A 23838-nucleotide genomic window follows, 5' to 3' on the forward strand; every position below is an offset into this window, starting at 1 on the left:
TAAGAAAAGCCTTGTCAAGGAGGTGCGAAAAGCATGCATGTAAAAAAAGGTGATAAAGTTAAAGTAATTTCCGGTAAAGACCGCGGTAAACAAGGCACTATTTTAGAAGCATATCCCAAAAAGGATCGTGTGCTGGTAGAAGGGATTAACATGATTAAGAAACACGCTAAACCTTCTCAAGACAACCCACAGGGCGGGATTCTTAATCAAGAAGCAGCAATTCATGTTTCTAATGTAATGCCAATTGATCCTAAATCCGGTGAACCAACTCGTGTTGGGTATGAAGTACGTGACGGAAAGAAAGTCCGCATCGCTAAAAAATCCGGTGAAGCATTAGATAAATAATTTTTAGGCGAAAGGAGGGCGACACTATGAACCAACTTAAACAAAAATATCAAGATGACGTATTACCATCTTTAATGAATAAATTTAATTATGAGTCTGTTATGCAGGTGCCAACAGTTGAGAAAATTGTTATCAACATGGGTGTTGGTGATGCGGTACAAAATTCAAAAGCATTGGACAGTGCAGTTGAAGAATTAACACTACTTTCTGGGCAAAAGCCTATGGTAACACGTGCCAAAAAATCTATTGCAGGTTTTCGCTTGCGTGAAGGAATGCCAATTGGAGCAAAGGTAACGCTTCGTGGTGAACGCATGTATGAATTCTTGCAAAAGCTTATCGCAGTATCACTTCCTCGTGTTCGTGATTTCCGCGGAATTTCTAAAAAAGCTTTTGATGGCCGTGGTAACTATACTTTAGGTGTTAAGGAACAATTAATTTTCCCAGAAATTAACTATGATAAAGTAAGCAAAGTGCGTGGTATGGATATTGTTATCGTAACAACATCGAATACTGACGAAGAAGCGCGTGAATTGTTGGCTCAGCTAGGCATGCCTTTCCAAAAGTAAGAGCTAATACAAGGAGGGAAAATTGTGGCTAAAAAATCAATGATTGCAAAACAAAAACGCCCACAAAAGTATAAAGTACAAGAATATACACGTTGTGAACGCTGTGGTCGTCCACACTCTGTAATTCGCAAATTTAAACTATGCCGTATTTGTTTCCGTGAACTTGCCTATAAAGGTCAAATTCCTGGTGTCAAAAAAGCAAGCTGGTAAACCCCGATTCGGGAAGGAGGTAATGAGTAATGGTTATGACAGATCCAATCGCAGATATGCTAACTCGTATTCGTAATGCTAACATGGTACGCCATGAAAAGTTAGAACTTCCAGCATCTAAAATGAAAAAAGAAATCGCTGATATCTTAAAACGTGAAGGTTTCGTACGTGATTATGAATTCATTGAAGATAGCAAACAAGGTCTATTACGTATTTTCCTTAAGTACGGTGCAAATAACGAGCGAGTGATTACAGGTATCAAACGTATAAGTAAACCAGGACTACGTGTCTATGCAAAAGCTGATGAGGTACCACGTGTACTTAATGGTTTAGGTATTGCTATCGTCTCAACATCAAAAGGTGTGTTCTCTGATAAAGAAGCGCGTGCTCAAGCTGTTGGTGGCGAAGTTCTAGCGTATGTTTGGTAATTAACATTTTTGATGAGGAGGTGCATGGAATGTCTCGTATAGGACTTAAGCCAATTCAAATTCCAGATGGTGTTGAAGTGAAGCTTAATAACAACACTGTTACTGTAAAAGGCCCAAAAGGCGAATTAACTAGAGATTTTCATCATGATATGAAAATTGTTATAGAAGAGAACGTGATTACAATTGAACGTCCGAGTGATCATAAAGACCATCGCGCATTGCATGGTACAACACGCAGCCTGATTTCAAATATGGTTGAAGGTGTTCACAAAGGATTTGAAAAGAGCCTTGAGATTATCGGTGTCGGATACCGTGCTCAAAAACAAGGCAATAAAGTTGTGATTAACGCTGGTTATTCACATCCAGTCGAAATCGATCCAATCGATGGAATCGAGATTGATGTTCCTAAAAACACACAATTAATCGTAAAAGGAATAAATAAAGAAACAGTTGGAGCAGTTGCTGCTAACATTAGAGCGATCCGTCCGCCTGAACCATATAAAGGTAAAGGTATTCGCTATGAAGGTGAATATGTACGCCGTAAAGAAGGTAAAACTGCTAAGTAAGGTTAGTTAGGGAGCAGAAAGGAGTGACCTAGATGATCACAAAGCCTGACAAAAACGTAGTGCGCAAAAAAAGACACGTGCGGGTTCGTAAAAACCTTTTTGGTACTGAACAACGCCCACGTCTAAACGTGTACCGTTCAAATAAACACATTTATGTACAATTAATAGACGATATTAAAGGTGTTACATTAGCAAGTGCTTCTACAAAAGATAACGAATTAAAGGTTGAAGCTTCTGGTAATGTAGACGCAGCTAAACAAGTCGGAGAATTAATCGCTAAACGTGCCCAAGATAAAGGTTACAAATCGATAGTGTTTGATCGCGGAGGCTACCTTTATCATGGACGTGTAAAAGCATTGGCAGATGCTGCTCGCGAAGCAGGTCTTGAATTTTAATCGATAAAGGAGGGACATACATGCAAAAAAGTATTGATCCGAACAAATTAGATCTTGAAGAACGTGTTGTTACGATCAACCGTGTTGCAAAGGTAGTTAAAGGTGGACGTCGTTTCCGTTTTGCTGCATTGGTAGTGGTTGGAGACAAAAATGGTCATGTAGGCTTTGGTACTGGTAAAGCACAAGAGGTACCAGATGCTATTAAAAAAGCTGTTGACGATGCAAAGAAAAACTTGATCGAAGTACCAATCGTTGGTACAACTATTCCACATGAAATCCATGGGAGATTTGGTTCTGGTAATGTATTAATGAAACCAGCTGCAGAGGGTACTGGAGTTATTTCCGGCGGACCAGTTCGTGCGATTTTAGAACTTGCAGGTGTTGGTGATATTTTGACTAAATCACTTGGAGCAAACACACCTATCAACATGATTCGTGCAACTTTAAATGGTTTAACAAACTTAAAACGCGCAGAAGACGTAGCAAAACTACGCGGAAAGTCTGTAGAAGAACTGTTAGGATAAGGAGGGAAATACTATGTCTAAAAAATTAGAAATCACCCTCAAGCGCAGTGTTATTGGCAGAGCAGAGGTTCAAAAACAAACTGTTCAAGCGTTAGGACTTAAGAAAATTCATCAATCCGTAGTTCGAGAAGATACACCATCCGTTCGTGGAATGGTTAACAGAGTATCCCATCTCGTAGCGGTTAAAGAAGTTTAATTACACATTAGCGTAAAGGGAGGTGCTCGCATGAAACTTCATGAATTGAAGGCATCAGAAGGAACTCGCAAAAATAGAAACCGTGTAGGTCGTGGTATGTCATCTGGTAACGGAAAAACTTCCGGCAGAGGACATAAAGGTCAAAAAGCACGTTCAGGCGGCGGTACACGTCCAGGCTTTGAAGGTGGCCAAATGCCATTATTCCAACGTCTGCCTAAGCGTGGATTTACAAACATCCATCGCAAGGAATTTGCTATTGTAAACCTTGATGCATTAAATCGTTTTGAAGACGGCACAGAAATTACACCTGAGCTATTACTTGAAGAAGGTGTCGTAAGCAAACTTAAAGCTGGTATCAAAGTGCTAGGTAAGGGTGCTATCGAAAAGAAACTTACAGTAAAAGCTCATAAATTCTCTGCTTCAGCTGTGGAAGCAATCGAAGCAGCGGGCGGTAAAACAGAGGTGATCTAATGTTCCGTACAATCTCCAATTTTATGCGCGTGGGTGATATCAGACGGAAAATCATCTTTACATTATTGATGTTAGTTGTATTCCGTCTTGGTACATTCATTCCAGTGCCATATACAAATAAAGAAGCAATTGATTTTATGAACTCACAAAACGTTTTTGGGTTTTTGAATACATTTGGTGGTGGGGCATTACAAAACTTCTCCATTTTTGCAATGGGGATTATGCCTTATATCACCGCCTCAATTATAATGCAATTACTTCAAATGGATGTTGTACCAAAGTTCGCTGAGTGGAAAAAGCAAGGTGAAATGGGCCGTAAAAAATTAGCTCAAATCACTCGTTATGGCACGGTTGTTCTTGCATTTATTCAAGCGATAGCAATGTCAATTGGATTTAACGCAATGGCTCAGGGTGGTTTAATTTCTGACCCAAGCATCGTTAAATTTATAATTATTGCACTTGTCTTAACGAGTGGAACGACATTTTTGATGTGGCTGGGTGAACAAATTACTGCAAACGGAGTAGGAAATGGTATTTCTATTTTAATCTTTGCTGGTATCGTTGCCGCGGTCCCAAATGGCGTGAAACAATTATATATACAGTATTTTGATAATCCCGGTGATCAGTTGTTTATTAACATAGTCATCGTTGCACTAATTGTATTGGTAGTTATTGCAGTAACAGTTGGGGTTATTTTCATCCAGCAGGCATTGCGTAAAATTCCAATTCAATATGCAAAAAAACTTGTTAACCGTTCTCCGGTTGGAGGGCATTCTACACATTTACCACTTAAAGTAAATGCTGCAGGTGTTATCCCAGTAATCTTTGCAATTGCATTTATTATTGCTCCAAGAACAGTAGCTGGTTTCTTTGAAGGCAGTGATGTGGCTGGAACAATCGAAATGATTTTTGATTACACCAAGCCAATTGGAATGGTAATCTATGTAGCATTAATTATTGCTTTCACATATTTCTACACATTTGTTCAAGTAAACCCTGAGCAAATGGCAGAAAACCTGCAAAAACAAGGTGGATATATCCCAGGAATTCGCCCTGGTAAAAATACAGAGACGTATCTTACACGTGTTATGTATCGTCTGACATTTGTAGGGTCGATTTTCTTGGCAGCAGTATCTGTGCTACCTATGATTCTAGGTGGTCTTGCAAATCTGCCTCAAGCAGTACAAATCGGCGGTACGAGTTTACTAATCGTTGTTGGTGTAGCACTGCAAACGATGAAGCAGCTAGAGAGCCAGTTGGTTAAGCGACACTACAAAGGTTTCATTAAGTAAACCAAGTACCAACGAGAGCGAGGGGAAAATTGTTGAATCTAATTTTAATGGGTCTACCTGGTGCTGGCAAAGGTACACAGGCAGAAAAAATTGTTGAAAAATATAACATCCCTCATATCTCAACTGGAGATATGTTCCGTTTAGCTATAAAAGAAGGAACAGAGCTTGGCAAAAAGGCAAAAGAATTTATGGACCAGGGTGCACTTGTTCCTGATGAAGTGACAATTGGTATTGTAGATGAACGTTTACGCAAGGACGATTGCCAAAATGGTTTTCTGTTAGATGGATTCCCAAGAACAATCGCCCAAGCAGAAGCGTTGCAAACACTGTTGGAAAATAGGCATGAAGACATTGATTACGTATTACATGTAGATGTACCAGAAGGAAACTTAGTTGAACGTCTTACTGGCCGCAGAATATGTCCGACATGTGGAGCTACCTATCATGTTATGTACAATCCACCTAAAGTAGATGGAGTATGTGATAAAGATGGTTCAAGCTTAATTCAACGTGAAGATGATAAAGCAGAAACGGTAAAAACGCGTTTAGATGTTAACATTAAACAAACTAAACCGTTACTTGATTTTTATCAAGAAAAAGGATATCTTGTAACCATTAATGGGGATCAGGAAATTAATAAGGTGTTTCAGGATATTCAAGCTGAATTAGAAAAATAAGCATATAACTGTATGAATTATACAGGATGGATGCATTTCTATCTGTTAAAAGGTATAATATAGTCTCGAGAGGAAATACATTACTACCCGGGGATACTGGATAGTAACGTGGCACATGGTGTTAACTCATTATAATTTACAATCTTTGTTATTAATGAAGTAATTAAACTATAGCCTAAGTGAAGGTGATCTTTGTTGAGCGAAGATGATTCGATTCCGCTAATAGGTCAAGTTGTTCGTATTATGCAAGGACGTGAAGCAGGCCAATATGCGGTAGTCATAAAAATGATTGACGATCGGTATGTTCTGCTAGCAGATGGGGAAAAACGTAAATATGATCGACCAAAGAAAAAGAATCTACATCATATTGAAATTATGGATTATATTTCTCCGGAAGTCCAAAACAGCCTTCTAGAAACTGGTCGTGTCACAAATGGTAAATTACGGTTTGCCATAGCTAAATTTGTCAATGAAGTTGTGACTGATTTGAAGAAGGGAGATCAACACGATGGCGAAAGACGATGTAATTGAAGTGGAAGGTACCGTTAATGAGACATTGCCAAACGCAATGTTTAAAGTAGAGCTTGAGAATGGGCACACGGTATTGGCTCATGTATCTGGAAAGATCCGTATGCATTTTATTCGTATTTTACCAGGTGACAAGGTGACGGTAGAACTTTCCCCGTATGATTTAACCAGAGGACGAATTACGTACCGTTATAAATAAATTGAGTGAGCTCCGATATAAAAGGAGGTAAAGATGATGAAAGTAAGGGCATCTGTAAAACCTATATGCGAAAAATGTAAAGTTATTAAGCGTAAAGGTAAAGTAATGGTGATTTGTGAAAATCCAAAACACAAGCAAAAACAAGGCTAATAATCAAGGAGGTGCACTATAGCTATGGCACGTATTGCAGGTATAGATATTCCGCGTGATAAACGTGTAGTAATCTCATTAACTTACATTTATGGTATTGGGAAAAATACTGCACAAGCAATCCTTAAAGAAGCAGGCGTTTCAGAAGACACTCGTGTACGCGATCTTACTGAAGATGAATTAGGTAAAATTCGTAAAGTAATGGACGAATATACAACAGAAGGTGATCTTCGCCGTGAAGTTTCACTTAATATTAAACGTTTAATTGAAATCGGATCTTACAGAGGAATCCGTCATCGCCGTGGATTACCGGTTCGTGGACAGAAAACGAAAAACAATTCACGTACTCGTAAAGGTCCGCGCCGTACAATGGCTAACAAGAAAAAGTAACGTGAAGGAGGTAAGTTAACAAATGGCTCGTAAAACTAATACACGTAAACGTCGTGTGAAAAAGAATATTGAATCAGGTGTAGCTCATATCCGTTCTACGTTCAATAACACAATTGTAACGATTACAGATGTTCAAGGTAATGTAATTGGCTGGAGCTCAGCTGGCGCACTTGGATTTAAAGGTTCTCGTAAATCAACACCATTTGCTGCACAATTAGCAGCTGAAACAGCAGCTAAATCAGCAACTGAAAATGGTATGAAAACATTAGAAGTAACAGTAAAAGGCCCTGGTGCGGGACGTGAAGCGGCTATCCGTTCTCTTCAGGCAGCAGGCTTAGAAGTTACAGCTATTCGTGACGTAACACCAGTTCCTCACAATGGTTGTCGCCCACCAAAACGTCGTCGTGTATAATTGTACCGTATAGAATTTGTCACCCTGTCAATAATGGGTTATGATAGCTAAAAGTGTAAGGTGATTAAAAAAGGCTGCTTTTTTAATCAACCATTACCATTCGGCATCTAGATTGACAAGAAAGTACGAAAGAAAGACAGGTAGTGCAGAAACGCCAACTGCCTATTTGGGGAATTTCGGTTAGACCGGCTTGTCTAACCGGGGTTTCGACGTTTTTAAGGAGGGTTTTATGAATGATCGAAATTGAAAAACCAAAAATAGAAACGGTAGAGATCAGCGATGATGCCAAATTTGGAAAATTCGTCGTCGAACCGCTTGAACGTGGATATGGTACTACTCTAGGAAACTCCTTGCGTCGTATCCTATTATCCTCACTTCCAGGTGCTGCTGTTACTTCTGTTCAAATTGATGGAGCTTTACACGAATTTTCAACGATCGATGGTGTTGTTGAAGATGTAACGACTATCATTTTGAACTTGAAGAAACTAGCTCTAAAAATTTACTCCGATGAAGAGAAAACACTAGAGATTGATGTGCAAGGAGAAGGTAAAGTTACGGCTGCAGATTTAACATATGATAGTGATGTGGAAGTATTAAATCCTGATCTCCCAATAGCTACAATTAGCAGTAATGGAAGTTTGTATATGAAAATTACTGCAGAGCGTGGCCGAGGCTATCGTCCTGCTGAAGCAAACAAGCGTGAGGATCAGCCAATTGGTGTTATTCCAGTTGATTCTATTTTTACACCAGTATCACGTGTGACATATCAAGTTGAGAACACTCGTGTGGGGCAAGTTACGAACTATGATAAATTAACATTGGACGTATGGACAGATGGAAGCATTCGCCCTGAGGAAGCTGTTTCTTTAGGTGCTAAAATCTACACAGAGCATCTTAATATTTTTGTAGGTTTAACAGATGAAGCACAGAATGCTGAGATAATGGTTGAAAAAGAAGAAGACCAAAAAGAAAAAGTAATGGAAATGACAATTGAGGAACTTGATCTATCTGTTAGATCTTACAATTGTTTGAAACGTGCTGGAATTAATACAGTTCAAGAGCTTTCAAATAAATCTGAAGAAGATATGATGAAAGTGCGTAATCTTGGCCGTAAATCGCTAGAAGAAGTTAAAGTTAAACTAGAGGATCTTGGTTTAGGATTACGTAACGACGATTGATTATATACAGACACCTTTAGATTTTCAGGAAAGGGAGGGATAGTCCATGGCTAGAAAATTAGGTCGTACAACAGACGCTCGTATGGCACTACTTCGCAACCTTGCATCTGATTTAATTATACATGAACGTGTTGAAACAACAGAAGCAAAAGCGAAAGAATTAAAATCTGTAGTAGATAAAATGATCACACTTGGAAAACGCGGTGATCTTCATGCACGTCGTCAAGCAGCAGCATACCTGTATAACCAGGAAGCTAACGAAGACGAAAACGTTATTCAAAAACTATTTAATGACGTTGCTGCGCGCTACGAAGATCGTCAAGGCGGATATACACGCGTTCTTAAACTAGGAGCCCGTCGCGGTGACGGAGCTGAAATGGCAATTATCGAACTAGTTTAATGAAGCATACACGCGTTAAGGGCAGGACTGAATCTCTTCAAAGAGGTGAATCCAAGCCCTTTTTTTGTAGGTTGAAAGGATGAAGCGACTGGTCAGAAGCGGACGCATAAGCAAGGGGCCGTAAAGCGTGTGATTTTTCACGCTTGGAGTGCCCATTGCTTATGACGGCAGCTTCTAGGAACTGAATCTAGATCTAGTAATAAAAAGTGTAGCGGGCTTGTTCAGCGACGGAGGCCATAGTCAAGGGACCGTAGAGCGCATGGTCTTGGCGCTCGGAGTGTCAATTGACTATGGCAGTAGTCGCTAGCCCACGCAAAACTGGATTGGTTGAAAGGATGAAGCGCCTGGCTAATATGTCCAATCACAGCCAGTACCTATTCCAAGCAACTTTCAAAATCAACACAACACCCTAGGCCATAGAGCCGAGTTTGAGGAGGTTTGAGCATATTGAGGAATAAATTTATAGAGTTTAGAAATGTATCGTTTCGATATAGTGACGAGGAGCCTTGGGTGTTAAAAAATTGCTCGTTTGAAATCTATGAAAATGAATGGATCGCAATTATTGGTCATAATGGTTCAGGAAAGTCGACAATAGCAAAACTGATGAATGGATTGTTATTTCCACAAGAAGGCGAAATTATTATTAACGGGCAGCAGGTAAATGAAGAAACGATTTGGGATATCCGGAGAGATGTTGGTATGGTTTTTCAAAATCCGGATAACCAGTTTGTTGGGACAACTGTACAAGATGATGTTGCATTTGGAATGGAGAACCGCGGATTTCCCCGTGCAGAAATGGTTAAGCGAATTGAACAAAATTTAACAGCGGTTGGTATGCAGGAATACCGGCTGACGGAACCGCATCGATTGTCTGGTGGACAAAAGCAGCGGGTTGCCATTGCAAGTGTATTGGCGATTTCTCCAAAGGTGCTGATATTAGATGAGGCAACTGCCATGCTTGATCCAAAAGGGCGTATGGAAATTATGCGTACCGTATCTAATGTACAGGAGGAGTATAAGCTGTCATTAATTACGATTACCCATGATCTTCAAGAGGTTGTCCAAGCGGAACGTGTTCTTGTTATGAACAAAGGTGAAATCTGGGATGAAGCAACACCTAGAGAGATTTTTGCCAAAAAGGAAGCGCTAAGAGAAATAGGTCTTGATGTACCATTTGTAGCTATATTAACTGATGAATTGAAACAGGCAGGTATTTCGATTACAAATGAACCCCTAAATCAAGAGGAATTGCTGGAGGACTTATGGACATTACATTCAAGAACGTAAGCTATATATATCAACGTAACACCCCATTTGCGCACAAAGCAATTGAAGATTTGTCATTTCATATACCGTCGGGTTCATTTGTAGCCATTATTGGTCATACAGGTTCAGGAAAGTCTACGCTTATTCAGCACTTAAATGGTTTAGTATCACCAAGCAGCGGGGAAGTGACAATTGGCGACTATCGTTTGACTGATGAAAAGAAGCCTAAACAGATGAAGGAACTAAGAAGTCGCGTCGGTGTTGTCTTTCAATATCCGGAACACCAATTGTTTGAAGAAACAGTGGAAAAGGACATTGCATTTGGTCCGCAAAACTTCGACATATCAGAAACAGAAATTAATAAACGAATAAAAGAGGTAATCCCTAAAGTCGGTCTTCAGGAAGAACTCCTCAAACGGTCTCCATTTGAATTAAGCGGTGGGCAAATGCGCCGTGTAGCAATTGCTGGTGTTTTAGCAATTAAGCCAGATGTTCTTGTCTTAGATGAGCCAACTGCAGGACTTGATCCTCGTGGCCAAAAAGAAATGATGGATATGTTTTATACGATGCATCAAGAAGAAGGGTTAACCACTGTACTCGTGACACACAGTATGGAAGATGCTGTAAAATACGCTGACCATGTCATTATTTTAAATAACGGTACTAAATATATGGAAGGCAAGCCGGAAGATGTTTTAACGCAACAAGAGGCTTTAAATAAGGTGCAGTTAGATGTTCCGGAGGCTGTACAATTTCTGCAGTCATTTGAGAAGCGATTTGGTGTACAAATTCCGTTTACACGTCAATCAACGAAGGAAATTGCTCAATCGGTTCAGCGATATATAAAGGGGGCTGGACCTCATGAGTAGCTCGCTTATAATTGGACAATATGTACCCGGCAATTCCATTGTTCATCGATTGGATCCCAGAACGAAAATTACAGTGATATTTTTCTTTGTGTTTATTGTATTTTTTGCAAATTCAGTGTTCAGTTATGCAACTTTAACCGTTTTTGCTTTGACGACTGTATTTATAACAAGGATACCAATTCGATATATTATGAAAGGCTTAACACCAGTATGGTTTTTAATTGTGTTTACGTTTATATTACACTTAATTGTAACGAAGGAAGGAACCGTTTTATTCCATATTTTTGGATTTAATATTTATTCAGGTGCACTTATACAAGGTTTTGCTATTTCAATGCGGTTTTTCTTGCTGATTCTTGTTACATCTTTATTAACGTTAACAACAACACCAATTGAAATTACGGATGCAATAGAAGACATGCTTCATCCTTTGAAAAAAATTAAATTTCCCGTCCATGAGCTTGCATTAATGATGTCGATATCGTTACGCTTTATTCCGACGCTTATGCAAGAGACGGAAAAAATATCACGGGCACAGGCATCACGTGGAGTCGATTTTAAAACAGGGCCGTTAAAAGAGCGGATTAAGGCTGTTGTTCCCCTGTTGGTGCCGTTGTTTGTCAGTGCGTTCAAACGTGCAGAAGAATTAGCAATGGCTATGGAGGCACGTGGCTATCAAGGCGGAGAAGGACGCTCAAAATTGCGAGAGTTAAAAATAGAAAAAATCGACATAGCCGTCTACCTATTATTTGCTCTTGCCGTTGCCATAGTTTTTTATACACGTAATTAGTGGGACAAGGGGTCATGGGACAAGGGGTCAGACCCCTTGTCCCATGACAACCTTTTTTAGGGGGGTGGATGAACGATGGGGAAGATTAAATGTGAGGTTAGCTATGATGGTACGAACTTTTCGGGGTTCCAAATCCAGCCTAAAAAACGCACTGTCCATGGTGAATTAGAAAAAGCGCTACTAAAAATTCATAAGGGTGAGCACGTCCGAATCCATCCCTCGGGACGGACCGATACAGGGGTACACGCAAAAGGACAGACAATTCATTTTGAAACACCTTTTCAAATACCACTGGACAATTGGAAAAGAGCGCTTAATACACTTTTGCCCGGCGATCTATATGTAAACACAGTTGAAGCAGTACCAGAATCATTCCATGCACGTTATGATGTAATTGAAAAGGAATATCGCTATTACGTTTGGAATGAAAAAGAAATGGATGTGTTCAAACGAAACTATGCCTATCAGTTTCAATACCCGCTGGATATATCGGTAATGCAAGAGGCGTGTCGTTATTTAGAAGGGACGCACGACTTCACCACGTTTTCCTCAGCAAAGGCAACGACCAAGGGAAGCAAGGTACGAACGCTTTATCAGGCATCCTGTGAAAAACGGGGAAGTGAAATTGAGTTTATTTTCAGAGGAAGCGGCTTTTTGTACAACATGGTTCGTATTATTGTTGGGGCGATGCTGGATGTTGGCCAAGGAAGGCGCAATCCACTGGATATAGCTAAGCTGCTCGAAAAAAAGGATCGCAGGCTGCTAGGCGAAACAGTGCCACCACAGGGGCTGTATTTATGGAAAGTAACGTATAAAAGTTGACTAATTTTGGCAGTTAGCACCTTTTCACGGTATACATGTGTTACTATTTAAAAAAATAGGGCATAATGGGGTGATACCAATGAAACGTGTTGATGAAGATGTCAAGCTGCTGCCTCGAGAAGCGGAATTTACACTTGGCATAATTGGAGGTATATTAGGGCTGTTCTGTTCCCTTTTATACATTTATTTTACCTTTTCGCTGGCCGATGAGTGGGTATTAAAACACTTTATTCCAGGACTATCGCGGATAATTGCTTCTGTCCTGGTGATATGGATGGCTTTCAAAGTGCAATATGAAGCCAAAAAAGCAGGTGCAATCTTCCTCGTTTGCGGTATATGGCTGCTGTTGCTTGCAAATGTCACGAAGCCAGCAGGTATTATTTTAATTATTACTGGATTTATGTGTTTATACAGAAACTAGCAATATTTCCCGTGAAATAATGCTTTAATATTTTCCGCTTGGACTTGACATTATACCCTTATTTGGTATATTATGATCTATGGCATTTTATTTCTAAAACCGCGATTAGCCCCGGAACTAATTGTGTTGAAAATATAGGAATAACGAATTGAAACGAATTATGAAAAATGGAGGGAAACCAATCATGCGCACAACTTTCATGGCGAATGAAAACAATATTGAACGCAAATGGCTCGTTGTGGATGCTGAAGGAAAGCGACTAGGTCGTTTAGCGAGTGAAGTTGCTGCAATCCTTCGTGGTAAGCATAAACCAACTTACACACCGCACGCTGATACAGGTGATAATGTAATTATTATCAACGCTGAAAAAATAGAATTAACAGGTAACAAAATTAATGACAAAATGTATTACCGTCATACTAACTATGCAGGCGGATTAAAAGAACGCAATGCAAACGAAATGCGTACAAAATACCCTGAACAAATGCTTGAGCTTGCTGTTAAAGGCATGCTTCCTAAAGGTCCACTAGGCCGTAAAATGGGTAAAAAATTGCACGTTTACAGAGGTTCTGAACACAACCATCAAGCACAAAAACCAGAAGAATACACGCTTCGTGGATAATTAAAAGGAGGTAAATCAATTGGCACAAGTACAATACTACGGCACAGGTCGTCGTAAAAGTTCAACTGCACGCGTACGCTTAGTTCCAGGAACAGGTCGTGTAGTCATTAATGATCGTGAAGCTAAAGACTATTTTCCATATGAAACACAACTATTAATTTTAAATCAGCCACTTGCGGCTACTGAAACAGAAGGCACATACGATGTGTTAGTAAACGTTCATGGTGGAGGATTTACTGGCCAAGCTGGTGCTATCCGCCACGGTATCGCTCGTGCACTTCTACAAGCGGATCCAGAATATCGCGGTTCTCTAAAACGCGAAGGATACCTAACTCGCGACGCCCGCATGAAGGAACGTAAAAAATACGGTCTTAAAGGCGCTCGTCGTGCACCACAGTTCTCAAAACGTTAATAAACCTTATATATCAAAGGTTTGCCCTCTTTGCTCTTATGGAGCAAAGAGGGCTTTTTCATGTCTAATCTTGAATTGAATACCCCAATCTAAAATTTCATGTATTTTTTGAACATCTCGGCTGTTTTCTCCTTCGCTTCATCGGTCATATGAGTGTAAATATCCATTGTGGTTTGAATATCAGTGTGGCTGAGTCGGTATTGGACATCTTGATAGAAGCACGGCTGCAAACAACAAACTGTCATGTGTATGCCGGAATTCGTGAACATAAGAACTTCTACAAATAAAAAGACAATTCGATATTTTATGTTAAAATATATATAAGATAAAAATCCATGGGAATAGGAAAAGGGGAAGTTTTAGGGTATAAATTGTTTACTAGCATAAACCTGTCAGCTTGTATAGTAGTATTGATGAAAACTATAGAAATTAAGTTATTGCTTCAAAGTTAAAGAATGAACAACATCTGTACTAAAAAGATAAAGGCTGTAGGCTCGTTCAAAGCAAAAAATAAATGGCACCATACGTTCATTATAAAAATGGTATTGATGGACATATAGCGATAATCGTGGATAACTAAAAGTAATTTTTGAAAAAGGTTTGTAAAGATATATTGCATTAAGCGCAATTCAGGAATTAGAATTAATGCCAATGTTGACAATAGGGACTGTTAATGCAATATAACCTAATCCTTACCTATGCCAAACAACATCGCTAGACATTTCAAGCTTTAACAAACTTTTCGGTAGCCGTATGAGGGAAAACCTCACGTACGGTTTGATGAGGGGGGGCAGGAAAAGGAATTGCTCTCTTGTCTGGCTTAGTAAGGTGGAAAACTCAAATCTGAGGACAAGAAGACAATATCTAATTCCTGCTTTCCGTCTAATCTGGAATTGAATTGGCCGCAAATGTAATAGCACGTTCTTCTTTCATAAAGTAACGGGCTTCATTTCCATCCATCTTTATAGTTTACGGCTCTCCGGACGCAGCGCCCATGAAGCGATATTGAGTGCAGCGTATGAAAGAGGGAGGATAAAATGGAACCCGTAATCACCAAAATCGTCAGCTAAAGCATGAGATAAAGCCGCACCAGTCATTAAAAAGAAGAGTCCAGCATGAGCCCATTCTTTAAGTCTAGGAAAACGTGGCACGATGATAGCGATGACTCCAAGTATCTTCCAATTTCCGAGAATAGTCGTGATGTATAATGGATATCCAATACTCGTCACCAACTCAACGTTTCCCCCAATTCGCATCAGTTGTCCGATACCACTTAACGTAATGGATACCGCGAGTAGTAATGTGACTGACCAATATGCAATCAATTTTCCTTGGATTTGGGTTTCTACCTTCGCGGTTGTTTCCGCACCAATAACCTTGTTCATTTGATTTTTCCTCCTCATTGTTTGTTTCAAGTGAAAATTTATTTAAAGTCGCAAACCTTCTAAATGTTTAAAGGATATCTCCTTTTATTTCCTAACAACAGGAATCCACATTTCAACAAAAACCAAGTCCATTCCGATACCTAAAACTGTAAAGCTTTCTTTTTGTTTTAAATTAAAATCTTCCATAATCAAAATCCTCCTTTTTTTATTGATCAAATGACTTAACTTTTCATTTGGTAAATTTATAATAAATGTAAACCGTGTCAAAAAATGATACTGTTTAGGAGGTTCCTATAAAATTTTGAACGGATTAATACCATCATGCGGTACATTAATAAATCTAACGTAAGTACATATTTCTAAATGGTCAATTCGCCGTAGCACTTCTTCATCTTCACTAATATTCATCTAAACATTTTCTGGCAAGTCCATACAGAGGTCAGTTCAACCAGGCGATCGAACCTTATAGTATGTATTCCAGTAATGTCTCCAATATTAATGAAAGTAAGTAAAGCAAAATTAATCTCAATTTATGAGAAGAGCCCTTCGCTTAACTTGAATAAACCCCATTATCAAAAGACCTTAACTATACTCCATATTATAACTGGCAGTATAGTTAAAGGTCTTTTGATATATAAAAAATCAGTACCATTCCAAAAGATGATAATAGGATAAAATTCCCTTTGTATTAAAAATATACAAAAATGATAGAATTTTATCGAATATTACGTTAAAATTAATTCATCATTACAAAATGAAGGGTTTACATAGAAAAGGATGTAGCGAATGACCTATTACATTAACTTAGTCAAAATGCTCTTCAACATGGACGATCATTTATTTCGAATACAGAAGGCTGAAAAACTAAAGAATGTTTGGAAGATAAGTGCATTGCTGCTATTATTCAGTGTGCTTATTTATGCATGGTCGGCTTATTTGGGAATAGGAACCGACATTATCTCTGGTAATGCAACAGACTGGGGCGCGTCAGAATACGAGCGAAGTAAATTGTGGTTTGTTGTCGGAAGAATGCTATTTGCAATTGTATTTACTATTTTACTATTGTTTATCCCATCACTTATCTATTACGCTATAACAGGCATCCCTTATCAGAAACTAATTATTATGCAGCAGCTTGTAATTCTAGCAATGCTTGTTGAACGAATAGTATGGATTCCGCTTATGCTCTGGTGGGGATTGGATTGGTATGTTTCACCATTGTCATTTGGAATCATAGCATCCTACTTCACAGATGCTTCATGGCTGATCTATTTTTTCGGAGCAATCTCCCTTTTTCAATTAGGAATCATATGGTTCCAGGTGAAATATTTAAGCAGCCTATCCGCGGTTAAAAAGAATTGGATATGGGTTAGTGTTATTTTTTTACATATAGTTTATTGGATTGTCGTATCCGGATTAGCCTTTGTTGATGTTTATTTGATAAGTGGGTGGTTTGAATGAAGCGCAGGAGAATTATAATTTCTTGTATTGCTCTTTTCGTAGCCGTAAACATTGCATTGGTAGTGTTCGATAAAGATGGAAAGGTAGACAGGAAATCATATGTAAAAGATTGGTCAGAAACGGTTACAACCGATATGTATGTAAAAATGAACAAGGATGGTGTTCTTTCTTCGGTAAAAGAAAACAATGTTTATTTTGACAAAGAGCTCGGTACGTTTCAGGAGTTTTTAGTTGAAGAAGGTACACAAGTAAATGCTGGGGATGAACTTTTTACGTATCGGGCTAATAACTATTATGAAACAAAATTAGCATTAAAAAGTGAAGAAGAAAAAGTAAGTGGTGAAATAGCCGCAATTGAAATGGCTATCTCTACCATGTCAGCGTTTCAGGTCCCGCAAATAAATTTACATATTAACGATGACGATGGGAAGCAAATCGGCGAAACAACACTTCCCTCAGTCGAATCTGAGTATATGAAAAAGCAGTACCTTGCAGAGAAGGAAAAAGAGTTGGCACAAAAGACCGCGCAGCTTAAAAGTATTCAATCACAGTTAACAGAGCTTGATGCAAGCGGGGAATTGATAACGGTTGAAAGTGCATATGCAGGTAAAGTTTCCATGCTTTCCCAAGCGCTGAACGATCCTATCATCACCATCCAGGATGCACAGTTGCACGCAATAGGTGAGCTAACAGAACAGGAGCGGCTGCAAGTTGAACAAGGGATGGCTGCAGAGGTAACGATAAAAGAAGGTCAAACAGCTATTTCTGGGTCCATTAATGAAGTTAGTGAATTACCAAAAGAAGAAGTAGCTATAAACGGTACCAGTGTATATTCATTCAGTGCAGTATTTTCAGAGGATGCCGAAACAGAAAATTTACTGCCCGGCTTCCATACAACTATAGCCATAACGACAAATGAATCTTTAGATGCTACGGCTGCTGTAGAGGAAGCGTTGTTTGGCAATTATTTATGGAAGATGACCGAAGATGGAAGGCTGCATAAACAGGAAATAGAAACCGGTATTCACATGAACAACAGGACCGAAATTACAAAGGGAGCGGATCCAGGCGAATGGGTTGCCGAGGCATCCGATAATCAATTTCGCTCTGAGGCAATTTTTATTACACCGTTAAAACTAGGCAAAATTCATTGGAGCTCAATCTTTAGATCAAAGGATAAGGGCAGGGCAGAAAATATCGTTACTGGAATATTATCAAGATAAATAGCTTGTCATAAACCTACATCTCGTCCCATAAAATAAAGCAGAACAACAATAAGGGGCGGATGCAATGGGGCGTGTCAGGAAAAAAATATATTGGGTAGTTGGATTAATTGTTTTAGCGGTACTTGTGCAATATCCTATTCAAAAAAGTGAGAGTACATGGAAAACATGGTCACTACCACTTTCTGGTAAAACCATTGTCATTGATCCTGGCCATGGCGGCCCTGATGGGGGAGCTGTTGGCAGTGATAAAACGCAGGAAAAGGATATTGCATTAAAGGTATCGAAAAAGCTTCAAAATTATTTGCAGCAAGCAGGTGCTTTAGTATACCTTACGAGAAATAAGGACACTGATTTGGCGGAAAAGGATACAGCTGGATTGGCCCGAAGAAAAGCAGAGGATATCCGCAGGCGTCTTGCATTTATTGATGAAAAACAAGCGGACTTTTTTGTTACAGTACACTTAAATGCGCTTCCTTCTACTCGCTGGAGTGGTGCACAGACATTTTATTATCCTAAATTTGAAGAAAGCAAGCATTTGGCGAAAATGATTCAAGCAGAGGTCATCCGTAATTTGGAGAATACAACACGCGAGGCATTGGCGATTAATGGTATTTATCTTTTGAAACATGCTGAAGTCCCGGGTGCTTTAGTTGAAATAGGCTTTTTGTCAAATGTACATGAACGTGAATTGCTGAAACAGGATGATTATCAGTTCAAGATGGCGGGCAGTATTTACGAGGGGATATTACGTTATGTTACGGATGATATGGAGGAAGAGTAGGAAGCGGCTTGAGTCGTACGCAACGGACTCCGAAAGCAAGATTTATGCGTTCTGCTGTACCTTGTTTACACTTGCCGCTGCTAGGCAGGCCCTAAGCTTTAGATTCGTGATTCATATCACTTAGGTTTTGCGTGATTTGTGTTATACTAGCTTTGGATGTATTTATAGTGGAACTAGTGTAATGATACTATTCCAGGATGCTAGGAAAGGGATGGTGAATCACGTGTTAACAAAAGAAGAAGTTGTACAATTGCTAAGCACGGTTAAGGATCCGTTTTTACATAGAACGTTAGAAGAAACTAACGGTGTAAAAGAAGTTACGATTAAGGAAGACAAAAAGCATGTAAGTGTCAAGGTAGGAATTGGTAAAACCAATACTGCTGAACAAATGCAGCTTCAGCAAGAGATTGTTGGGGTATTAAAGAAAAATGGTGCAACAACTGTTGGGTTGCGTTTTGAACAATTACCTGATGAGGTTATTCAAAAATATCAGCCTGCTGCGGAACAGGAGCAAGAAGCATCATTGATGGGCGGAAATTCAAAGACGAAATTTATCGCTGTCGCTAGTGGTAAAGGTGGAGTAGGAAAGTCTACCGTTACAGTTAACTTGGCGATGTCGTTAATGCGGCTTGGTAAAAAAGTCGGAATCATTGATGCAGATATATATGGTTTCAGTATCCCGGATATGATGGGCGTGGAAGAACGACCTGTCGTCCGCGGGGAAAAAATTATTCCGGTTGAACGCTTTGGTGTAAAAGTAATTTCAATGGGCTTTTTTGTTGAAGATAATTCACCTATTATTTGGCGCGGGCCAATGCTTGGTAAAATGCTAACCAGCTTCTTTAAAGAAGTAGAATGGGGCGAATTAGACTATTTATTGCTTGACCTGCCACCTGGTACAGGAGATATCGCAATGGATGTTCATGAGATGCTTCCATCATGTAAAGAAGTTATCGTAACAACACCGCATCCAACAGCTGCATTTGTCGCGGCGCGTGCTGGACAAATGGCCTTAAAAACTAACCATAAAATATTGGGTGTCGTTGAAAACATGGCTTATTTTGAAAGTAAGAAAACTGGCGAAAAAGAACATGTCTTTGGACAAGGAGGCGGCAAAAAGCTTGCTGAAGTATTAAAAACGCAAGTGCTTGGCCAGCTTCCATTGCAGCAGCCTTATGAGGATGAAGATGTCTTTGCACCTTCTGTTTATCAAGAGGATCATCCACTTGGTAAGGAATACCATAAGATAGCTGCTAAAATTGTAGCAAAAGTGGAAGAGTAAAAACAGAGGTGGCAATTGTCACCTCTATTTTTAATAAGCAATCGCCTATTTTTTTGCAGAAAATGTTTGCTAACCTCAACCGGTTCCGCCACCGCCTTGACCTTGTCCACTTTGGCCTTGACCTTGTTGCTGCTGGTCGCCGCCACCGCTTTGTTCAGCTTTTCCTCCATCTTTTTGTTTTCCCTGTTCTTCTGCTGCTTTTAACAATATATCAGTAATTTTTGCTTGGAATAATGGTGTTTCAAGCGTTTGTTTTATTGTTTCTTCTAAATGGGCACGGAATTTTTGTCCCTTTAATACTTCAAGAATTTGGTCGGAGATTTCGGGGTTCTGTAATAGGTCGAGCATTTGCTTTTGAAAATCCGAATCATTCATTAATTCCTTCATCAGTTTCTTTTGCTCATCTGACATAGATTTTGCATAGGTCTTAACAAATTCCGGATCACTAAATAGCTTTTTCCACATTTCCTTACCTTTATCAGAGGCAAGAACTTCATTTAAGGATTTTTTAACGACATCTGCCTGTATGACGAGCTGTTGTTTCATTTTTTCATCGGACAGTATTTCTGTAAGTGCCTTTTTTCCATCTTCTGTTTGCAATATATCAACAACCATTTTTTTCGTTGTATCATAATCTGCTTTTTCACCAGCTGCGCTTTGTCCATTACATGCACTGAGAGTGAGTAAGGTTAAGCTTGCCAATGAAATGAGAACGAATCGAAGCATCTGAAATCCTCCTTCCTGTACATGTTTAATATGAGAGAAAAAAGATAAAAATATGCACTTCATTAAGGAAAAAAGCGCTTGTTCGTGGTAGAATACCATTGAATGTAATTTAGCGCCCAAGAATACTTTCTTATAAGTAAAGGAAGTATAAAATCTAGCGCTGTTCAGCTAGCGACATGGTAAGCCACGTCCAGCACCAGCGCTAAAGCCGTGATGAACTTCCCTCACCTCCGTACGATAAGGTCAACATCTATGCTTAAGCTCACCCGAGTTTCCTTTATCTACTGTGGTAGGAATGTTCGGTTAAAACCGCCACTTTGCGTGGCAACACCGAACCACCCTGCATGGCAAATCTTTTCGGTGGGACGAGTAAGCGCAGTCCCAGGGTGCAGTCCACACGTCGCTAAACGGGCACTTGTGCTTTTGTTCAGGTATACATAGCTTTTATGGCAGGAGGAATTAAGATTGAATAGTCGTAAATGGGTAAGGCTGTTTTTAACAACCTTAGCAATTGGTGGAGCGGCTGGAATTATTACCAGTTTTTTTGTGAAAACGGCTTCCTATACAAAATGGTTAAATCCCTTTGATTTTATGGAATTGTTAGGTTTGCTCATATTTTTTATGGGGTTAGGGTTTGTATTTAGCCTGGTAAGTCAAACCGGCTTTTTTGCTTATTTGTTTATAAATCAGTTCGGTTTGGGCCTTTTTCGTACATTTTGGCCAACAGTACAAGTATTGCTAATCGCATTTGTAGCGTTTGATTTAGTGTATTTTCCATATAACGCAGCAGATGGAGAAGGCTCGCTTATTTTGTACATTGTTATGGCAGCGGCGATACTCATCTACGGATGGATAATTGCAAAAATAAAAGCGAGTCAAACGAATCAACGTGCATTCATTCCGGCATTATTTTTAATGGTTGTAATGACGGCGGTAGAATGGGTCCCAGGTCTGCGTACTAGTGGAACGGATTATGCATGGTTGATGATAGTGCCTTTATTGGCATGTAATACCTATCAGCTGCTTGTGCTGCATCGTATTACGAAGACGGATACTGAAAAGGCTGCAAATGGCAAAAAAAATAACCCTGCTAGTGCGGGTTCAACCAAATAATATTCATATTCATTTTACTTTACCCTAATGACAGAAGAAATATGCTCCTGCATTAGGGTATTATTTTATTAGTTCTGATTTTGCATGTGCCTGATTGATCAGTTCTGACATGGAAACGAAATGAAATCCTTTATTTTTTAGTCCTGGTAAAATTGTTTTTAATGCATTGGCTGTCTGTTTAACCGAATCGGATGCATGTAAAAGAATAATGTCTCCATTGGACGTTTTTTTCATAACTGTATCGACTATATTATTTGTCCCCGGGTTTTTCCAATCGTTCGGATTTATATTCCAATGAATCACCTTAAATCCCATGTCCTCGGCTAATTTGATAATTTCTTTGTTAAAATGACCACTTGGCGGGCGCAGCAGATTGATATCCTTAAGCCCAAGCTTTTTAAATGCCTCTTGTGCATGCAATAAATCCTTTCTTACTTGCTCGATATCTTGTTCAAGATAACTTTTGTACCGATATCCAAGCATACCAAGTTCATGGTCAGCTTTCGTTATTTTTTCGATGATTTCCGGATGTCTCTCTGCCCATTCGCCACTGACGAAAAAGGTGGCTTGTACATGGTCTTGTTCAAGCTGTTTTAAAATATCAAACACTTTCTCTTCTCCCCAGCTAATATTAAATGTTAATGCAATATTAGCTTCATTCGCGTTCCCTTTAGATAATGCAACTGGTTCTTCCTCAGATGAAAAGACGGAAAATGCACCATCACGTTCCAACCAGAAAAATGTGGCAGTAAACAATGCGACTAAAATAACAATCAACCATCGTTTCCATTTATCGAATCGCCATACATAAAAATGTTCCATTGTCCCCCTCCTGTTTGTCCTATATCTATAGTTTATGAAAGAACAAACACAATATGAACAAGCTTTAGGATAAAAACAGCTGAAGTGGACAGGATAAAAAGAAACTTAAAAAAGTGCTGGAAAATGGATGGAAAACCAGGAAAAAAGGGAAAAAGTCTATTTGCCTACATAATTCTTGTCGTTCATGTATTATATATGTAAACTATGATTTCGATTTCAACCGACAAAATTCGATAGTTGTTACGAATCAATGTGATGTAAGTGTATAACGTATAGAATTTTAAATAGATAAAAATAGAGGAATACTGAGTCGACGGATTAGCTGAAGAAGGTAAGAGGTGATTGTTATGCTAGGATTATTAATTAATGATATGGAACAAAAAGAAATGGAATATTTATTGAGACGTGAATTAGAGGAATTATTAATGGATTTGGAAGATCACCGGATCGATCATATGGTAAAGAGGGCAATGCGTGAAAGGTACCGGACGCTATTTCAATTGTTCCGTCGTGTAGCGGATGAGAAGGAATGTTTAAAGTACATGCCGAAACGGACGAAAAATCAGTAAAGGTGTTTTATGTGCCGCAGCCACCAATGCTGCGGCATTTTCATTGTCGCTGGAATATACGTGAATAAGGTAAATATTTCTTGAAATGCTTTTTTGCCATATTTTGTTGAATTCAAGTAAATTTTGTGCTATATTAATTTTTGTTGTCACATGATTTATTAAAAAGTTTTGGGTTGGCGAAAAAGATTTTTTTCTTTTGAAAAACCTATTGACAATTGATGGCAACCATGATAAATTATATCTTGTCGCTAAAAACGACAAAAGAAAAATTGATCTTTGAAAACTGAACAAAACAACCAGTATGTCAAGAAAAACATTCATGTTTTTCGAATAAAACAGATTAA

Annotated in this window: 35 protein-coding genes; 31 read left to right on the top strand and 4 right to left on the bottom strand. The window is 39.1% G+C overall.

The genetic code is table 11. The features are described 5' to 3' along the window. Positions 1-33 precede the first annotated feature (33 nt). The 25 genes from rplX (at position 34) to rpsI (ending at position 14129) form a co-directional block, all read left to right on the top strand. Entirely contained in the window at positions 34-345 is a 312-nt protein-coding gene (gene rplX, locus IEV74_RS16050) for a 50S ribosomal protein L24 (protein ID WP_188456390.1), read from the top strand. Positions 346-371: 26 nt separating this feature from the next. After that, positions 372-911: a 50S ribosomal protein L5 gene (gene rplE, locus IEV74_RS16055; RefSeq protein ID WP_188456391.1), complete on the top strand. Its 540-nt coding sequence runs from the start codon at positions 372-374 to the stop codon at positions 909-911. A 24-nt stretch (positions 912-935) separates the two neighbouring features. Beyond that, the gene (locus tag IEV74_RS16060) at positions 936-1121 is read left to right on the top strand and encodes a type Z 30S ribosomal protein S14 (protein ID WP_010652082.1); all 186 of its coding nucleotides are present in this window, start codon (positions 936-938) and stop codon (positions 1119-1121) included. A 29-nt stretch (positions 1122-1150) separates the two neighbouring features. Continuing rightward, positions 1151-1549 (top strand): 30S ribosomal protein S8, encoded by a 399-nt coding sequence (gene rpsH, locus IEV74_RS16065; RefSeq protein ID WP_188456392.1) that lies wholly within the window; start codon positions 1151-1153, stop codon positions 1547-1549. A 29-nt stretch (positions 1550-1578) separates the two neighbouring features. After that, complete coding sequence (rplF, locus tag IEV74_RS16070; protein WP_188456393.1) at positions 1579-2115, top strand: 50S ribosomal protein L6; 537 nt, start codon at positions 1579-1581, stop codon at positions 2113-2115. 32 nt (positions 2116-2147) lie between these two features. Then, positions 2148-2510: a 50S ribosomal protein L18 gene (gene rplR / locus IEV74_RS16075; protein WP_188456394.1), complete on the top strand. Its 363-nt coding sequence runs from the start codon at positions 2148-2150 to the stop codon at positions 2508-2510. A gap of 20 nt (positions 2511-2530) precedes the next feature. Next, a complete protein-coding gene (gene rpsE, locus IEV74_RS16080; RefSeq protein WP_099156780.1) occupies positions 2531-3034 on the top strand; it encodes a 30S ribosomal protein S5 in 504 nt (167 codons plus the stop codon). Positions 3035-3047: 13 nt separating this feature from the next. Continuing rightward, the gene (gene rpmD, locus IEV74_RS16085; protein WP_099156779.1) at positions 3048-3230 is read left to right on the top strand and encodes a 50S ribosomal protein L30; all 183 of its coding nucleotides are present in this window, start codon (positions 3048-3050) and stop codon (positions 3228-3230) included. A 30-nt stretch (positions 3231-3260) separates the two neighbouring features. Next, positions 3261-3701 (top strand): 50S ribosomal protein L15, encoded by a 441-nt coding sequence (gene rplO / locus IEV74_RS16090; protein ID WP_099156778.1) that lies wholly within the window; start codon positions 3261-3263, stop codon positions 3699-3701. Next, positions 3701-4993, top strand: coding sequence for a preprotein translocase subunit SecY (secY, locus tag IEV74_RS16095; protein WP_188456395.1), 1293 nt, complete (start codon positions 3701-3703; stop codon positions 4991-4993). Before rplO ends, secY begins: the two co-directional genes overlap by 1 nt. Positions 4994-5025: 32 nt before the next feature. After that, the gene (locus IEV74_RS16100) at positions 5026-5670 is read left to right on the top strand and encodes an adenylate kinase (protein ID WP_188456396.1); all 645 of its coding nucleotides are present in this window, start codon (positions 5026-5028) and stop codon (positions 5668-5670) included. Between the two features lie 195 nt (positions 5671-5865). Next, positions 5866-6201, top strand: a complete 336-nt coding sequence (locus IEV74_RS16105; RefSeq protein ID WP_099156775.1) for a KOW domain-containing RNA-binding protein — start codon at positions 5866-5868, stop codon at positions 6199-6201. Further along, positions 6179-6397, top strand: coding sequence for a translation initiation factor IF-1 (infA, locus tag IEV74_RS16110; protein WP_099156774.1), 219 nt, complete (start codon positions 6179-6181; stop codon positions 6395-6397). The genes IEV74_RS16105 and infA overlap by 23 nt, the downstream gene beginning before the upstream one ends. 36 nt (positions 6398-6433) lie before the next feature. Further along, positions 6434-6547, top strand: coding sequence for a 50S ribosomal protein L36 (rpmJ, locus tag IEV74_RS16115; protein ID WP_010095733.1), 114 nt, complete (start codon positions 6434-6436; stop codon positions 6545-6547). 24 nt (positions 6548-6571) lie between these two features. Then, positions 6572-6937, top strand: coding sequence for a 30S ribosomal protein S13 (rpsM, locus tag IEV74_RS16120; protein ID WP_099156850.1), 366 nt, complete (start codon positions 6572-6574; stop codon positions 6935-6937). Positions 6938-6959: 22 nt separating this feature from the next. Beyond that, positions 6960-7349: a 30S ribosomal protein S11 gene (rpsK, locus tag IEV74_RS16125; protein ID WP_188456397.1), complete on the top strand. Its 390-nt coding sequence runs from the start codon at positions 6960-6962 to the stop codon at positions 7347-7349. 233 nt (positions 7350-7582) lie between these two features. After that, on the top strand, positions 7583-8527 hold the full coding sequence (locus IEV74_RS16130) for a DNA-directed RNA polymerase subunit alpha (protein ID WP_188456398.1): 945 nt from the start codon (positions 7583-7585) through the stop codon (positions 8525-8527). Positions 8528-8573: 46 nt separating this feature from the next. Beyond that, entirely contained in the window at positions 8574-8927 is a 354-nt protein-coding gene (rplQ, locus tag IEV74_RS16135; protein ID WP_188456399.1) for a 50S ribosomal protein L17, read from the top strand. 447 nt (positions 8928-9374) lie between these two features. Beyond that, positions 9375-10214, top strand: a complete 840-nt coding sequence (locus IEV74_RS16140) for an energy-coupling factor ABC transporter ATP-binding protein (protein WP_188456400.1) — start codon at positions 9375-9377, stop codon at positions 10212-10214. After that, entirely contained in the window at positions 10190-11062 is an 873-nt protein-coding gene (locus tag IEV74_RS16145) for an energy-coupling factor ABC transporter ATP-binding protein (protein WP_188456401.1), read from the top strand. Before IEV74_RS16140 ends, IEV74_RS16145 begins: the two co-directional genes overlap by 25 nt. After that, on the top strand, positions 11055-11852 hold the full coding sequence (locus IEV74_RS16150; RefSeq protein WP_188456402.1) for an energy-coupling factor transporter transmembrane component T family protein: 798 nt from the start codon (positions 11055-11057) through the stop codon (positions 11850-11852). Before IEV74_RS16145 ends, IEV74_RS16150 begins: the two co-directional genes overlap by 8 nt. A 75-nt stretch (positions 11853-11927) precedes the next feature. Beyond that, complete coding sequence (truA, locus tag IEV74_RS16155; RefSeq protein WP_188456403.1) at positions 11928-12674, top strand: tRNA pseudouridine(38-40) synthase TruA; 747 nt, start codon at positions 11928-11930, stop codon at positions 12672-12674. A gap of 79 nt (positions 12675-12753) precedes the next feature. Further along, complete coding sequence (locus IEV74_RS16160) at positions 12754-13095, top strand: hypothetical protein (RefSeq protein WP_188456404.1); 342 nt, start codon at positions 12754-12756, stop codon at positions 13093-13095. Positions 13096-13279: 184 nt separating this feature from the next. After that, on the top strand, positions 13280-13717 hold the full coding sequence (gene rplM / locus IEV74_RS16165; RefSeq protein WP_188456405.1) for a 50S ribosomal protein L13: 438 nt from the start codon (positions 13280-13282) through the stop codon (positions 13715-13717). Positions 13718-13736: 19 nt separating this feature from the next. Then, the gene (gene rpsI / locus IEV74_RS16170; RefSeq protein WP_099156764.1) at positions 13737-14129 is read left to right on the top strand and encodes a 30S ribosomal protein S9; all 393 of its coding nucleotides are present in this window, start codon (positions 13737-13739) and stop codon (positions 14127-14129) included. Between the two features lie 962 nt (positions 14130-15091). Here the strand turns inward: rpsI and IEV74_RS16175 are convergent. Continuing rightward, positions 15092-15514, bottom strand: coding sequence for a DoxX family protein (locus IEV74_RS16175; RefSeq protein ID WP_188456406.1), 423 nt, complete (start codon positions 15512-15514; stop codon positions 15092-15094). A 786-nt stretch (positions 15515-16300) separates the two neighbouring features. On the opposite strand from IEV74_RS16175, the gene IEV74_RS16180 reads away from it, so the two are divergent. From IEV74_RS16180 to salA, 4 genes are all read left to right on the top strand, one after another. Further along, a complete protein-coding gene (locus IEV74_RS16180) occupies positions 16301-16975 on the top strand; it encodes a hypothetical protein (RefSeq protein WP_188456407.1) in 675 nt (224 codons plus the stop codon). Next, on the top strand, positions 16972-18198 hold the full coding sequence (locus IEV74_RS16185) for an efflux RND transporter periplasmic adaptor subunit (RefSeq protein WP_188456408.1): 1227 nt from the start codon (positions 16972-16974) through the stop codon (positions 18196-18198). Before IEV74_RS16180 ends, IEV74_RS16185 begins: the two co-directional genes overlap by 4 nt. 67 nt (positions 18199-18265) lie before the next feature. Then, the gene (cwlD, locus tag IEV74_RS16190) at positions 18266-18982 is read left to right on the top strand and encodes an N-acetylmuramoyl-L-alanine amidase CwlD (protein WP_188456409.1); all 717 of its coding nucleotides are present in this window, start codon (positions 18266-18268) and stop codon (positions 18980-18982) included. A gap of 223 nt (positions 18983-19205) precedes the next feature. Continuing rightward, on the top strand, positions 19206-20264 hold the full coding sequence (salA, locus tag IEV74_RS16195) for an iron-sulfur carrier protein/transcriptional regulator SalA (RefSeq protein ID WP_188456415.1): 1059 nt from the start codon (positions 19206-19208) through the stop codon (positions 20262-20264). A 75-nt stretch (positions 20265-20339) separates the two neighbouring features. Here the strand turns inward: salA and gerD are convergent, their stop codons facing one another. Then, complete coding sequence (gene gerD / locus IEV74_RS16200; protein WP_188456410.1) at positions 20340-20990, bottom strand: spore germination lipoprotein GerD; 651 nt, start codon at positions 20988-20990, stop codon at positions 20340-20342. 465 nt (positions 20991-21455) lie between these two features. On the opposite strand from gerD, the gene IEV74_RS16205 reads away from it, so the two are divergent. Continuing rightward, a complete protein-coding gene (locus tag IEV74_RS16205) occupies positions 21456-22103 on the top strand; it encodes a KinB-signaling pathway activation protein (RefSeq protein WP_188456411.1) in 648 nt (215 codons plus the stop codon). Positions 22104-22163: 60 nt separating this feature from the next. On the opposite strand, the gene pdaB is transcribed toward IEV74_RS16205, so the two are convergent. Further along, positions 22164-22925, bottom strand: a complete 762-nt coding sequence (pdaB, locus tag IEV74_RS16210; RefSeq protein WP_188456412.1) for a polysaccharide deacetylase family sporulation protein PdaB — start codon at positions 22923-22925, stop codon at positions 22164-22166. Positions 22926-23272: 347 nt separating this feature from the next. Between pdaB and IEV74_RS16215 the strand changes: the two genes are divergently transcribed. Further along, positions 23273-23494 carry a hypothetical protein gene (locus IEV74_RS16215; protein ID WP_188456413.1) on the top strand — a complete coding sequence of 74 codons (222 nt, stop codon included), beginning with the start codon at positions 23273-23275 and terminating at the stop codon, positions 23492-23494. On the opposite strand, the gene IEV74_RS19790 is transcribed toward IEV74_RS16215, so the two are convergent. Then, positions 23459-23838, bottom strand: a 380-nt coding sequence (locus IEV74_RS19790) for a hypothetical protein (protein ID WP_229683220.1), incomplete at its 5' end; no start/stop codon positions are given. The two genes, IEV74_RS16215 and IEV74_RS19790, sit on opposite strands and share 36 nt — an antisense overlap.

Origin of the sequence: Virgibacillus oceani, assembly GCF_014638995.1 — a bacterium.
In the GTDB taxonomy this organism is placed as follows: domain Bacteria; phylum Bacillota; class Bacilli; order Bacillales; family Amphibacillaceae; genus Virgibacillus_E; species Virgibacillus_E oceani.